The sequence below is a fragment of the Mycobacterium sp. ACS4331 genome (genome assembly GCF_001667265.1).
Lineage (GTDB): Bacteria > Actinomycetota > Actinomycetes > Mycobacteriales > Mycobacteriaceae > Mycobacterium.
Window position 1 is genome coordinate 33,785 of the sequence record NZ_LZHW01000048.1, and the last position, 13,075, is coordinate 46,859.

At 67.8% G+C, this 13,075-nt stretch carries 14 protein-coding genes; 8 read left to right on the top strand and 6 right to left on the bottom strand.

Annotated features, from left to right (window positions below; genetic code table 11):
- Positions 1-94 precede the first annotated feature (94 nt).
- From prfB to A5727_RS11700, 7 genes are read left to right on the top strand one after another with little or no spacing between them, the layout of a single operon-like run.
- The gene (prfB, locus tag A5727_RS11670; RefSeq protein ID WP_068249150.1) at positions 95-1,207 is read left to right on the top strand and encodes a peptide chain release factor 2; all 1,113 of its coding nucleotides are present in this window, start codon (positions 95-97) and stop codon (positions 1,205-1,207) included.
- Complete coding sequence (locus A5727_RS11675; protein WP_068249160.1) at positions 1,200-2,195, top strand: mechanosensitive ion channel family protein; 996 nt, start codon at positions 1,200-1,202, stop codon at positions 2,193-2,195. The genes prfB and A5727_RS11675 overlap by 8 nt, the downstream gene beginning before the upstream one ends.
- Positions 2,192-2,674, top strand: coding sequence for an Rv3103c family proline-rich protein (locus tag A5727_RS11680; protein ID WP_082949749.1), 483 nt, complete (start codon positions 2,192-2,194; stop codon positions 2,672-2,674). The genes A5727_RS11675 and A5727_RS11680 overlap by 4 nt, the downstream gene beginning before the upstream one ends.
- 39 nt (positions 2,675-2,713) lie before the next feature.
- Complete coding sequence (gene ftsE / locus A5727_RS11685) at positions 2,714-3,403, top strand: cell division ATP-binding protein FtsE (protein WP_068249166.1); 690 nt, start codon at positions 2,714-2,716, stop codon at positions 3,401-3,403.
- Positions 3,404-4,297 carry a permease-like cell division protein FtsX gene (ftsX, locus tag A5727_RS11690; protein WP_068249167.1) on the top strand — a complete coding sequence of 298 codons (894 nt, stop codon included), beginning with the start codon at positions 3,404-3,406 and terminating at the stop codon, positions 4,295-4,297. It begins immediately after the preceding gene.
- 9 nt (positions 4,298-4,306) lie between these two features.
- Positions 4,307-4,813, top strand: a complete 507-nt coding sequence (gene smpB, locus A5727_RS11695) for an SsrA-binding protein SmpB (protein WP_068249173.1) — start codon at positions 4,307-4,309, stop codon at positions 4,811-4,813.
- Positions 4,810-5,655 (top strand): EamA family transporter, encoded by an 846-nt coding sequence (locus A5727_RS11700; RefSeq protein ID WP_157521339.1) that lies wholly within the window; start codon positions 4,810-4,812, stop codon positions 5,653-5,655. Before smpB ends, A5727_RS11700 begins: the two co-directional genes overlap by 4 nt.
- Positions 5,656-5,717: 62 nt before the next feature.
- Here A5727_RS11700 and A5727_RS11705 read toward each other — a convergent pair whose 3' ends face one another.
- Positions 5,718-5,987 carry a hypothetical protein gene (locus tag A5727_RS11705; RefSeq protein ID WP_068249174.1) on the bottom strand — a complete coding sequence of 90 codons (270 nt, stop codon included), beginning with the start codon at positions 5,985-5,987 and terminating at the stop codon, positions 5,718-5,720.
- Positions 5,988-6,058: 71 nt separating this feature from the next.
- Positions 6,059-6,463 carry a nitroreductase family deazaflavin-dependent oxidoreductase gene (locus tag A5727_RS11710; protein WP_068249175.1) on the bottom strand — a complete coding sequence of 135 codons (405 nt, stop codon included), beginning with the start codon at positions 6,461-6,463 and terminating at the stop codon, positions 6,059-6,061.
- Between the two features lie 46 nt (positions 6,464-6,509).
- Here A5727_RS11710 and ligD point away from each other — a divergent pair, with 46 nt between their 5' ends.
- A complete protein-coding gene (ligD, locus tag A5727_RS11715) occupies positions 6,510-7,481 on the top strand; it encodes a non-homologous end-joining DNA ligase (protein ID WP_068249176.1) in 972 nt (323 codons plus the stop codon).
- 2 nt (positions 7,482-7,483) lie between these two features.
- Here the strand turns inward: ligD and A5727_RS11720 are convergent, their stop codons facing one another.
- The 4 genes from A5727_RS11720 to A5727_RS11735 form a co-directional block, all read right to left on the bottom strand.
- Complete coding sequence (locus A5727_RS11720) at positions 7,484-7,792, bottom strand: STAS domain-containing protein (RefSeq protein WP_068249177.1); 309 nt, start codon at positions 7,790-7,792, stop codon at positions 7,484-7,486.
- Positions 7,792-11,946 carry a SpoIIE family protein phosphatase gene (locus A5727_RS11725; RefSeq protein ID WP_068249178.1) on the bottom strand — a complete coding sequence of 1,385 codons (4,155 nt, stop codon included), beginning with the start codon at positions 11,944-11,946 and terminating at the stop codon, positions 7,792-7,794. Before A5727_RS11725 ends, A5727_RS11720 begins: the two co-directional genes overlap by 1 nt.
- Positions 11,947-12,309 (bottom strand): STAS domain-containing protein, encoded by a 363-nt coding sequence (locus A5727_RS11730; protein ID WP_068249179.1) that lies wholly within the window; start codon positions 12,307-12,309, stop codon positions 11,947-11,949.
- A 72-nt stretch (positions 12,310-12,381) separates the two neighbouring features.
- A complete protein-coding gene (locus A5727_RS11735) occupies positions 12,382-13,050 on the bottom strand; it encodes a PAS and ANTAR domain-containing protein (RefSeq protein WP_068249180.1) in 669 nt (222 codons plus the stop codon).
- Between the last annotated feature and the right edge of the window lie 25 nt (positions 13,051-13,075).

A 13,075-nucleotide genomic window follows, 5' to 3' on the forward strand; every position in this document is an offset into this window, starting at 1 on the left:
CGCTGCCAAGTGTGATTACAGATTTGATGTTAAACGGCACGGTTGGCTGCCGCCCGTAGTAACCGGAACCGGCACGCCGGTAACCTGAACAGCCGTGGACCTCGACCGTCAAAACGATATCGCCGCGCTGGACACGACTCTGACCACCGTGGAGCGGGTGCTCGACGTCGAAGGCCTCCGCGATCGCATCGCCAAACTCGAACACGAGGCCTCCGACCCGAAGCTCTGGGACGACCAGACCCGCGCCCAGAAGGTGACCAGCGAGCTGTCCCACGCCCAAGGGGAACTGCGCCGAGTCGAAGACCTGCGTCAGCGCGTCGACGACCTGCCGGTGCTCTACGAACTCGCCGCCGAGGAGAGTGGCGCCGACGCGGAGAGCGCCACCGCGGAGGCCGATGCCGAACTGGCCAAGCTCCGCGAGGACATCGAGGCCCTGGAGGTCCGGACGCTGCTGTCGGGGGAGTACGACGAGCGCGAGGCCGTCGTCACCATCCGCTCCGGTGCCGGCGGTGTGGACGCCGCGGACTGGGCCGAGATGCTGATGCGGATGTACATCCGCTGGGCCGAGAAGCACGGCTACCCTGTGGAGGTCTTCGACACCTCCTACGCCGAGGAGGCGGGCATCAAGAGCGCGACATTCGCGGTGCACGCGCCGTTCGCGTACGGCACGCTGTCGGTCGAGCAGGGCACGCACCGACTGGTGCGCATCAGCCCGTTCGACAACCAGAGCCGCCGGCAGACCTCGTTCGCCGACGTCGAGGTGCTGCCCGTCGTCGAGACCACCGACCACATCGAGATCCCCGAGGGCGACCTGCGCGTCGACGTCTACCGGTCCAGCGGTCCCGGTGGTCAGTCGGTCAACACCACAGACTCGGCGGTCCGGCTTACGCACATTCCGACCGGCATCGTCGTGACCTGCCAGAACGAGAAGTCACAGCTTCAGAACAAGGTGTCCGCGATGCGCGTTCTGCAGGCGAAGCTGCTGGAGCGCAAGCGCCTCGAGGAGCGCGCCGAGATGGACGCGCTCAAGGGTGACGGCGGCAGTTCGTGGGGCACGCAGATGCGGTCCTACGTGCTGCAGCCCTACCAGATGGTCAAGGACCTGCGCACGGACTACGAAGTCGGCAACCCGGGCGCCGTCCTCGACGGGGACATCGACGGCTTCATCGAGGCCGGCATCCGGTGGCGCAACAGGAAGGATGACTGACATCTCCTCAGCCGGTCTCCTGGCATTCGACTGGGACCAGAGTTGGCACAACTTCTGGACCGGCACCGCGGGCGAATGGATCCTGACGCGCGGTCTGCGGATCGCCATGCTGATCATCGGCGCGGTGCTGATCGCCCGCGTCGTCAGCTGGGCCGCACAGCGGATCACCCAGCGCATCGACGCCGACTTCCAGGAGAGCGACGCCCTGGTGCGCTCGGAGACCGCCAAGCACCGGCAGGCGGTGGCATCGGTCATCTCCTGGGTGACCATCGCGCTGCTGTGCGTCATGGTGTTCGTCCAGCTCACCGAGATCCTGGCGATCCCGGTCGCGTCCCTGGTGGCGCCCGCCGCCGTGCTGGGCGCCGCGCTGGGCTTCGGCGCGCAGCGCCTGGTCCAGGACCTGTTGTCGGGGTTCTTCATCATCACCGAGAAGCAGTACGGCTTCGGTGACCTGGTTGCGTTGACCGTGTCCGGCATCGCCGTGCCGGCCGAGGGCACCGTGATCGACGTGACGCTGCGCGTCACCAAGTTGCGCTCCTCCGAGGGCGAGGTTCTGACGATCCCCAATGGTCAGATCGTCAAGACCGTCAACCTGTCCAAGGACTGGGCGCGGGCCGTCGTCGACGTCCCGGTTCCGACGAGCGCCGACCTCAACCTCGTCAACGACGTGCTGCACCGGGTGTGTGAGGCGTCCATCAAGGATCCGGTGATGACGGACCTGCTCCTCGACGCGCCGCAGTTGATGGGTGTGGAGAGCATCGAGCTGGACAACGTCAACCTGCGCATCGTCGCGCGCACGCTGCCCGGAAAACAGTTCGAGGTGGGCCGCAGGCTGCGTGTGCTGGTGATCGCCGCGCTGGCCCGCAACGGCATCGTCACGACCGCCGAGGCCAAGCCCATGGTGGGTGCCATCGTGCATCCGGCCACCTCCGCAGGCGCCGAGGAGGAGACCCAGGGCTCCCAACCGCCGCAGGAGGAGCGGCGATGAGGTTCAAGATCATCGGCCGCCGCGAGGACGAGCAGCGCCGCTGGCCGGGTTATGTGCTCGGGCGGATGCGCACCTCGACCCTCGTGCTGATCGTCGCGTTCTGTGCGCTGTGGTGGGTCTACGAAACCTATTCACCCGCACCCGAGCCGGCACCCACACCGAGTTCACAGGTCGTGCCGCCGGGTTTCGTGCCGGATCCGGCCTACACCTGGGTGCCGCGCACCAAGGTCGAAACGCCGTGGACCCCCACGCCGACCACCACGACGACGCCGACCGCGACGACCACGACACCGCCGCCTGAGCCCACCGACGACACGGACGCCCCGACCCCCGATGGGGTGGAGCCGAGCGGCCCCGGCGTACCCCCGACGCCCGTGACGACCACTCCCGCGCCCAATCCGCTCTTCCCGGCGCCGCCTGCGACCACCCCTGTCATGCCGGGGCCGGTCCCATCGCCGACACTGCCCCGCGCGGAATGACGGCGCTCGCGACGAGCCCCGCTACACTGGCGTGCCGTGATGATCACCCTTGACCATGTCACCAAGCAGTACAAACAGTCGGCGCGTCCCGCGCTCGACAATGTCAGCCTGAAAATCGACAAGGGTGAGTTCGTGTTCCTCATCGGACCCTCGGGTTCGGGCAAGTCCACGTTCATGCGCCTGCTGCTCGGTGAGGAGCACCCGACCGCGGGTGACATCCAGGTGTCGAAGTTCCACGTCAACAAGCTGCGGAGCCGCCACATCCCGGGCCTGCGCCAGGTGCTGGGCTGTGTGTTCCAGGACTTCCGCCTGCTGCAGCAGAAGACCGTGTTCGAGAACGTCGCCTTCGCGCTCGAGGTGATCGGCAAGCGGGCCGACACCATCAACCGCGTGGTGCCGGACGTGCTGGAGATGGTCGGTTTGAGCGGCAAAGCCAACCGGCTGCCCGCCGAGCTGTCCGGCGGTGAACAGCAGCGCGTCGCGATCGCGCGCGCCTTCGTCAACCGTCCGCTGGTGCTGCTGGCCGACGAGCCGACGGGCAACCTCGATCCCGAGACGAGTAAGGACATCATGGATCTGCTGGAGCGGATCAACCGCACCGGAACCACGGTTCTGATGGCGACCCATGACCATCACATCGTCGACTCGATGCGCCAGCGCGTGGTCGAGCTGTCGCTGGGCCGCCTGGTCCGCGACGAACAGCGCGGCGTCTACGGAATGGATCGATAAGTGCGCTTTGGCTTCCTGTTCAACGAGGTCCTGACCGGGCTTCGGCGCAACGTCACGATGACGGTTGCGATGATCCTGACGACCGCCATCTCGATCGGCCTGTTCGGCGGCGGCCTGCTGGTGGTCCGGCTGGCCGACCAGTCCCGCGACATCTACCTCGACCGTGTCGAGACCCAGGTCTTCCTCACCAACGACGTGTCGGACAACGACCCGGGCTGTGACGCCGATCCGTGTAAGGCCCTGCGCGCGCAGATCGATGCTCGTGACGACGTGAAGTCGGTGCGGTTCCTCAACCGCGACGACGCGTACGAGGACGCGATCAAGCGGAACCCGCAGTTCAAGGAGTTCGCGGGGCGCGACGCGTTCCCGGCGTCGTTCATCGTCAAGCTCGAGAACCCGGAACAGCACCAGGAATTCGACGACGCGATGCGCGGCCAGCCGGGTGTGTACAACGTGCTCAATCAGAAGGACCTGATCGACCGGTTGTTCGCGGTGCTCGACGGACTGTCCAACGCGGCGTTCGCCGTTGCGCTCGTGCAGGCGATCGGCGCGGTGCTGCTGATCGCGAACATGGTTCAGGTGGCGGCGTACACCCGGCGCACGGAGATCGGGATCATGCGTCTGGTGGGCGCCAGCCGGTGGTACACCCAGCTGCCGTTCCTGCTGGAGGCTGTGCTGGCCGCGACGATCGGTGTGGTGCTGGCCATAATCGGCCTGTTGGTGGTGCGCTCGCTGTTCCTCGAACGCGCGCTGGACCAGTTCTACCAGGCAAATCTGATTGCCAGAATCGACTTCGCCGATATCCTCTACATCTCGCCGATTCTGTTTTTCGTCGGCGTGGTGATGGCGGGGGTTACGGCCTACGTCACGCTGCGCCTTTATGTCCGAAGGTGATTGGTAGCTGTGGCCAAGTCCAAGAAGGACTCCAAGAAGGACGCCGCGAAGAACAACCGAAAGGTTGTCGCCACCAACCGCAGAGCCCGGCACAACTACACGATCCTCGACACGTATGAGGCCGGTGTGGTGCTGCAGGGCACCGAGGTGAAGAGCCTGCGGGAGGGGCAGGCGTCGCTGGCCGACGCGTTCGCCACCGTCGACGACGGTGAGATCTGGCTGCGCAACCTGCACATCCCGGAGTACTTTCACGGCACCTGGACCAACCACGCGCCCCGGCGCAACCGAAAACTTCTGTTGCACCGCAAGCAGATCGACAATCTGGTGGGCAAGATCCGCGACGGCAACCTGACGCTGGTGCCGTTGTCGCTGTACTTCTCCGAAGGCAAGGTCAAGGTCGAGTTGGCGTTGGCCCGAGGCAAACAGGCCCACGACAAGCGGCAGGACCTCGCCCGCCGCGATGCGGATCGCGAGATCATTCGGGAGATGGGGCGCCGCGCCAAGGGCATGTCCTGACCGGCCTGGTGTTCGCGCTGATCTCAGCGCTCGGTTACGGCGTCAGCGATTTCGTCGGCGGCCTGGCATCGCGCCGGATCGCCGCGCTGCGTGTGGTCCTGCTGTCCTACCCGGTGGCCATGGTGCTGCTCGCGGTGACGGCCACGGTGGTCGGCGGGGACATCACCACACCGGCTGTCGCGTGGGGCACGCTGTGCGGCGTCAGTCAGGCGTTCGGAGTCTGGTGGTTCTATGCCGCACTCGGCTCTGGGCCCATCTCCGTGGTCTCACCTCTGACAGCGATTCTGGTGGCCGGCGTTCCGCTCGGCGTGGGTCTGGCGCTGGGGGAGCGGCCGGGGCTGCTGGCCGGAGTGGGAGTTGTGCTGGCGCTGCTGGCGGTCCTGCTGGTCAGCCACGGCGCGGGCGACGCCGACTCGACCCCGCACCGGTTCACCGCGAAGGTGGCCTGGTTGACGCTGGGGTCCGGGATCGCGTTCGGCCTCAACTTCGTCCTGATCGATCAGGCCCCGGTCGAGGCCAAGCTGTGGCCGCTGGTGTTCGCGCGGATGTCGGCCACCGCGCTGGTGATTCTGGTGGCCGCCTGCACCGCGAATCTGCGGCTGCCCACCGGGGTGCCGATGCGGCTGGCCCTGGCCGCGGGTGTGCTGGACACCATCGCCAACGTCGCGATGCTGTTGGCGCTGCAGGCGTCGATGCTGTCGTTGGCCGGTGTGCTGATGTCGCTGTACCCCGCGGCCACCGTCCTTCTGGCCATGGGGCTGCTCAAGGAGCGGATCACCCGTTGGCAGGCGATCGGGATGATGGCGGCACTGGCCGCCGTCGCGCTCATTGCCGTCGGGTGAGACCTGCGAGCTTCTGATCCTCACCGGCTGGATCGTCCGCGGCTGAGCGGGTTTCGAACGGATCAGCCCGCGTCCACGCACCCGGCGATTGCCGAGGGCATGTCGATTCCGGCGGGCTCGTCGCGGAACATCAGCTCGCTGGAGAACCGTGCTCGCACCGCTTCCCGGCAGGATTCCGTCATGTCGGTCAGGCCCGACTTCTCCGCGATGCGGTGCGCATCCGCACTCACACCGCGGCCGATGTCGTAGGAGTGCCGGTCATGCGACGCGCCACATCCGGTGCATGCCAACGCAATCGCGGACGCGCAGAGCAGGACGTGCCGGGTGATCATGGCGGGAGCCTAGACCACCGCAGCCGAATACGCTCGACGTAGGCGTCAATTAGGCGGTGGAGCACAGCTGGTCAATGGTGCGACATCCCCGAGTCCGCGCGCGTCAGCACCAGCGCAGCCTCGTCATACGGGAACACCCGATAGAGGAGTCTGGATCGAGGTGTCACCAACGCGCTGCCCTCGGCCTTGCTCACCAGCCGAGCATCGGCGACCGCGTGCGTCCGGCCGTGTTTGCGGATGGTGACGGCACCGCCGGCCAGCGCGTTCTTCACCCAATTGGATTCCAGGCCATAGCCGATGAGGATGAGAAAGCCGTCCTCGGTGTCGAAGACGTTCAGTGGGGTGCGGTAGTGCCGTCCCGAGGTGCGGCCGACATGCTCGAGCACGCCGAGGGTGGGCAGCCACCCCGCCACTCGGCGGGCAGCGCGATTGGTCACTCGGCGATTGAATTCGGCGGCTCGGCGCGGCATCCGCATGCGTTGTCCCCTCCCAGTGCTCACCCGTGATCGTAGGGTGGGGAACATGAGCGACCGGGAGCAGCGCGCCGGTGTCGAGTTGACCAACCTCGATCAGCAACTCGGACCGGATGCCGGGGCGACCAAGCGCGACCTGATCGACTATCTGGACGCCATCGCCGACAGCATGCTGCCCGGCCTGGTGCAGCGGCCTCTGACGGTGTTGCGGGTGCTGCGGGGCCGGGAGGCGTTCATGCAGAAGAACGTGCCGAAGTACACCCCCGAGTGGGTTGCCACAGTCCCGGTCTGGGCGGCGGCCTCCCACCGCGAGATCAGATACCCGCTGTGCAACGATCGCCGCACGCTGCTGTGGCTGGCCAATCAGCGGGCCATCGAATACCACCCCGCGTTGGGCCTGGCCGACGACATCTACCGGCCAACGCACCTGGTCATCGATTTGGATCCGCCCACGGGCGACGACTTCGCGGCGGTCGTGGCCGTCGCCCACCTGGTGCGTCAGGTGCTCGACGACTGTGGTCTCCGCGGTGCGGTCAAGACCAGCGGATCACGCGGTCTGCACGTGTTCGTGCCGATCGACGACGCCGCGCCGGTCGATGACGTCGCCGCGGCGACGAGGGCGATCGCAGCCCGTGCCGAGGCCCTCGACCCCGGCCTCGCCACCACCGCGTTCATCGTCGAAGACCGCGGTGGCCGGGTCTTCGTCGACGCCACCCGGTCCGGTGGCGCGACGGTCGTGGCCGCGTACAGTCCGCGCTGGCGGCCGGGCATGCCCGTGTCGTTCCCGGTGGCGTGGTCCGATCTGGATCGGGTGCGTCCGGCGGACTTCACGGTGCACACCGCGGTCGGTCTCGCCGCCGACGGGCGCAGATCATGGACGGCGGACATGCCGGCCGCGCAACGATTACCCGCCGACCTGATCGAGCAGGGGCGAACGATCCCCGTGGCGCGTGTCGCCGCGATGCACGAAGGCAAACGCCGGGCCCGTGCGCGCCGCGCCGAATCCGGGCCCGCGGACTGACCTCACGGTGCGGAGCGGACGGATCCGAGGTCGCTGAGCCCGCTGATCTTCAGCACGGCGATCAGATCGCGGTGCACCACGATGTCGACGGCGTCGACATGGTCGAACAGCACGTTGATGGCGCCGCTGTCGAGATAGGTGACCTCGCTGAGGTCGAGGGTGACTCGGGTGTCCCGAGGGGCAGTGGCACGCGTCTGTGCGACGGCGGCGCCGAACGCCGCGATGTTGCTGAGATCCAGTTCGCCAACGGCTTGCAGGACGGGGGTTCCGTCGGGCAGTTGCCGGGTGCACAGTGTCAGCGGGGTGGCCATCAGGCGATCTTCGCGTGGAGGTGGACGGTGGTGCCGGTGGTCTCCGGTTCGATGTCGACATCCTGCATCAACGCACGCATCAGGGTGATTCCGCGGCCGCGGAACGGCGCTGCTGGGGTGTCCAGGGCGGGTTGCGGTTTCACCCACGACCCGGTGTCGATGACCGTGAGCTTCAGTCGGTCAGACCAGGCGGTCGCGCGCAGGCACACCGTGCCCGGCGCGTCGCGATGACCGTGCTCGATCGCGTTGGCGATGGCCTCACCGGTGGCGATCAACACGTCCAGAGCCTGGTCCCGGCTCACGCCCGCCCGCCGAAGCCACCCGCGAAGGGCGGTCCTCACGGTCGCGAGTTGCGTTGCGTCGGAGTCGAATTCCATCTCCAGGGGGGCGGGTTGCCGATACAGCAGAAGGGCGACGTCGTCCTGGTAGCCGCTGGTGGGCGTCAGAGTCGACATCAACTGCCTGGCCAGCCCGTCGAGCAGAATGGAGCGATCGTCTCGCACCACGCCGACGGCCCGGGCGATGCCGTCATCGAGCGATTCCCGCCTGCGCTCCACCAGACCATCGGTGTAGAGCACCAGCGTGGCCCGCGGCGGAATGATCACGCTGGCCTCGGGGCGCCTCCGGCGATGCGGCAGTCCCAGCGGCGTCGCGCGGGCGTCCTCCAGGAGTTCGGTGGACAGATCGGCGTGGACCAGGATCGGCGGTGGGTGTCCGGCACACGAGTACTCCAGCTCCCCGGTCTCCGGGTTGAGCACGCCGCAGAAGACAGTGGTGCAGCGAGCGCCGGGCAGATGTGTGGCGAACCTGTCCAAACCGATCAATGCCGCTGCGGGACTGGGGTGTTCGAGCAGGAGCGCCCTGCACGCGCTGCGGAGCTGGCCCATGACGGTGGCGGCCGACAGACCGTGGCCGACGCAGTCGCCGACAATGAGCCCGATCCGGCCGTCGTCGAGGTTGACCACGTCATACCAGTCGCCGCCGACCTGCAGGGGCCGACTGGCGGGCTGGTAACGGACCGCGAACCCGCTCGACACCGCGGGTCCGAGAATGGCGTGCTGCAGAGCCAGGGCGGTCTCGCGCTGCTGGTCGAGCAGGTGGACCCGCTGCAGTCCCTGGCCGAGGCGGCCTGCCAGAACCGTCAGCAGGGTGCGCTCCTCGGAGGTGAATGTCCGCCGTTCACCCAGTTCGACGTAGACGACGAGGACCCCGCGGGGATGCTGCAGGGCGATGCCGGCGGTACCGGCGGCACTGGTCTCGGCCACCAGCAGATCACCGTGCGACAACTGCGTCAGGGCCGCCCGCGTGGCCTGGGGGAGATCTGCCCACCCGGCGGAATCGCCCACCGAGACCAGTGCGGGCGCCGCGTCGACGTCGTGCCTGCCCGGCAGGGTGACCGCGAGGACGCGGCGCGCGTTGTACACGTGCTGCAGGCCCTCGGCGACGGCCAGGACGGCGCTGTCCAGCGTCTCGGATTGAGCGAGTTGTTCATTCAGCGCTGCCAGTGCGGTCTCGCGCTGGACCTGGTAGTGCTCGGCGGTCACGTCGCGCAGCGTGCCGATGGTGACGCGCCTGCCGGTGTCGGGATCGTCGGCGTGGTTGAACGTGGCGGTGACCCACATCCGGTGCCCGTCGCGATGGGTGACGGGCACCGCGGACAGGATGCCGTGCGGCTGGTCCAGCAGAGTTCGGACCGCCTCCTGGGCCTGACGGTGGGCGTCGGGGTCGGACTCTTCGGACGGCCACCACGGGTGCCGCGGGGTATAGGGCAGTCCGCTCGCGTCGTACCCGAGGATCCTGGTGAACGCGTCGTTGATCTCGATCACCGACCCGTGTTCATCGCAGAGGAAGAACGCCTCCTGCAGAGAGTCCACCAGGGCTGCGCGCCAACGCGACTGGTGGTCGCGCAGCCGGGCCAGGTGGACGATGGCCCGGACCCGGGCCAGGAGTTCGGCGGCGGTGAACGGTTTCACGAGGTAGTCGTCGGCACCGGCGCCGAGGCCGCTGATCGATGCCTCCGATCCGGCCCGGGCCGAGAGCAGCAGGATGGGCACCAGGGCGGTCCTTCGGTCCGCCCGCAGCGCGCTGACCAGCGCCAGTCCGTCCATCCGCGGCATCATGACGTCACTGATCAGCAGATCCGGCACGTCGGCACGAACCGCGTCCAGGGCTTCGCGGCCGTTGACCACTGTGTCGACGCGGTAGCCGTCGCCACGCAGCAGGCGTGCGAGGTATGCGCGCATGTCGGCGTTGTCGTCGGCGACGAGAACCCGGGGCTGCGTCGACCCGTCGGCCGGTTTTGTGGTGGTGGCCGTCGTGGTGTCGTCGGGTTCGTATCCGCTTGGCAGCCAGCGCAACACCTCCTCGATGTACGGCTGGGCGCCGTCGCCGCCGGTCGGCGGCGGGGAGGTGGCGGCCACCGCGGTCGACGGCAGGTGGGCGGTTCCGAACGGCAGGCGGATGGTGAAGGTGGTGCCCTCGTTCTCGGCGCTGACGGCGTCGATGGTGCCGCCGTGCAGGCCGACGAGTTCCTTCACCAGGGCCAGTCCGATGCCGCTGCCCTCGTTGGAGCGCGCGTGCACGTTCTCGATCCGGTAGAACCGCTCGAACAGCCGGGACTGCTCGGCCTCGGGAACCCCGATCCCGGTGTCGGCCACCGTGATCACTGCGGTGTCCTCGTCGCGGCCCACCGTGACCGAGATGCTGCCGTCGAAGGTGAACTTCAGCGCATTGGACAGCAGATTGAAGATCACCTTCTCCCACATGCCGAGGTCGAGGTGCACCGGTGTGTCCATCGGTGGGCAGTCCACCTCGAAACGCAGCCCGGCGCGGTCGACCGCGGAGCGGAACACGCTGGCCAGATCGGCGGTGACCGTACCGATGTCGACGGGCTGGTAGGAGGCCTGGCCTTGTCCCGCTTCGATCCGGGAGAAGTCGAGCAGTGAGTTGACCAGCTTGGCGAGGCGTAACCCGTTGCGCCAGACCATGTCGAGCTCTTGGCGCGCTTCATGCGTGATGTCCGGGGACTGCCGCAGTTCGGCGACCGGGTCGAGGATCAGGGTCAGGGGAGTGCGGAATTCGTGGCTGATGTTGGAGAAGAACGTCGTCTTGGCCCGGTCGAGTTCGGTCAGGTCCTCGGCCCGCCGCTGCTGCAGTTGGTAGCTGCGGGCAAGGCCGACGCCGGTGGCCACGTGCGAGGCCACCAGTGCGACGAAGCCGCGGTAGGACTCGTCGAGCCTGCGATACCGGTTGAGCGCGGCCACCAGGAATCCCGACGGTTGTCCGCTCTGCTGCTGCAGTGGCACCACGAGGGCCTGCGTGGGAGGGGCCGGCCACGGGCCGGTCGGCAGGTCGGCCAGGCGATCCTCGTCGAGATCGACCAGCGTGGTCTCCCCCCGCGCGGGCGGGCGCGTCGGCCACGGGGTGTCGGTGCCCGCCTCAAGGTGCTCGGGTGCCGCGGGATGGCCCGCCGGGAGCCCGCTCGCGCCGGCGAGCCGAGCGTTGCCGTCGTCGTCGAACAGATACGTCAGGGTGAAGGGCAGGTCGCGCGGGTTCTGGCTCAGCTGGCGGTCGGAGAAGGCCAGGATCTCCTCTTCGGTGCGGATGACGCTCAGATCCGAGCCGAGGTCGCGCAGCGTCGCCATCCGGCGCTCGGCGATCACCCGGTCGGTGTCCTCGCTGACCACACACAGCATGCCGACGACCCGGCCGTCGTCGTCACGCAGCGGACTGTAGGAGAACGTGTGGTAGGTCTCCTCGGTGTATCCCGAGCGTTCGAGGAACAGCAGCAGAGCGTCGTCCCACGTCGCCTGGCCGGTGTCCAGCACCTGGTGGACCCGCCATCCGATGTCATCCCAGATCTCGGCCCACACGTCCTGCGCGGGCCTGCCGAGCGCCCAGGGGTACTTTTCGCCCAGCGTGTCCCGCCGGTAGCCGTCGTTGCAGAAGAAGGTCAGTTCCGGACCCCACGCCATCCACATCGGGAACCGTGATGACAGCAGGATTCCGACGGCGGTCTGCAGACTCTGTGGCCACTGCTGTGGCGAACCCAGCGGCGTCGCGTCCCAGTCCACCCGCTCGAGATCCCGGCCGACCTCACCGCCGTCGGCGAACACCCTCGATGGGGGTGAGCGGTCGGGATCCCGGGTGCTCATCTAAGGTCGGCCGTCGTCGTGGGTGGCCGCGTGCACGGTGTCGTAGAGGTCCAGCACCTCGTCGAGCTTGGTCACCTCGATCGGGCGCAGCACTTCGGCGTTGCCTGCCGCGATCCGCACCGTGACACCTTCGACGCCACCCCGTTCATGGCAGTCCAGCACCGCGTTGAGCCCGGCGCTGCCGAAATACTTGAGGTGGTCCAACGCGATGACGAGGAGTCTTCGCTTCGACTTCGCCGCGGCGCCCCGCGCCGCGTCGAGATGTGCGCTGAGTTCGCCGGCGTTGCCCGAGTCGACCTCACCCACAGCCGACACGACGACTGCCCCGTCGAGGACGTCCTGCTGTATGTCCAGTTGCCCCACTGCCGTGAACCTGCTCGTCGTCGATCCGTCGCCGGAGAACCCGTCATTGCGATCAGTATGTACCCGAATTTGTCATTCACCGGACCGGATGTGTGCGGTGAGCAGCAGGTGGTCGAAACGGCGGCGCAGCGCGTCCGACCCGAGGTCCTCGGCGCTCGCCGCCGCGACCACGTTGGACGCCAACGTCCGGAGCTTGGTGTTGGTGTGCTGTGACCGCCACTGCAGCAGTTCAAAGGCCTGGTCAGCGCCGATCCGGTACACCAGCATCAGCATGCCTTTGGCCTGTTCGATGGCCGCGCGGGACCTGAACATGTCCGGCAGCGTCTCGAGCGCGTGACGGCGGACCTGGTCGACGGTCGAGGTCAGGTCGATGTAGTAGCCCTCGGTGCCCACCACTGCGCCGCGGTCGTCGACCATTCGGTCGCCGAGCACGAGGACCGCGTGTTCACGCCCGGAGGTGTCGATGAACCTGTGTCGGCTGGAGAACGACCCACCCGAATGCAGCGCCTCGTCGAGAAGCTCCTGGACGTGCTGCCGGTCCTCCGGATGCTTGTGCGACAGCAGCAGTTCGGTGGTGGGGGTCACCGTGCCCGGCTCGTAGCCGTGCATGCGCGCCACCTCATCGGACCATTCCCAGCGCTGGCTGAGGAACCAGAATCGGAAGCTGCCGACGCTCAGGTCCCCGGCTGCCCGGGCCGCCCAGTCACCCTCGGCGGCCGAAGCTGATGACGTGTCGGGCATGAGGACATTATTTCATTTCCCACTG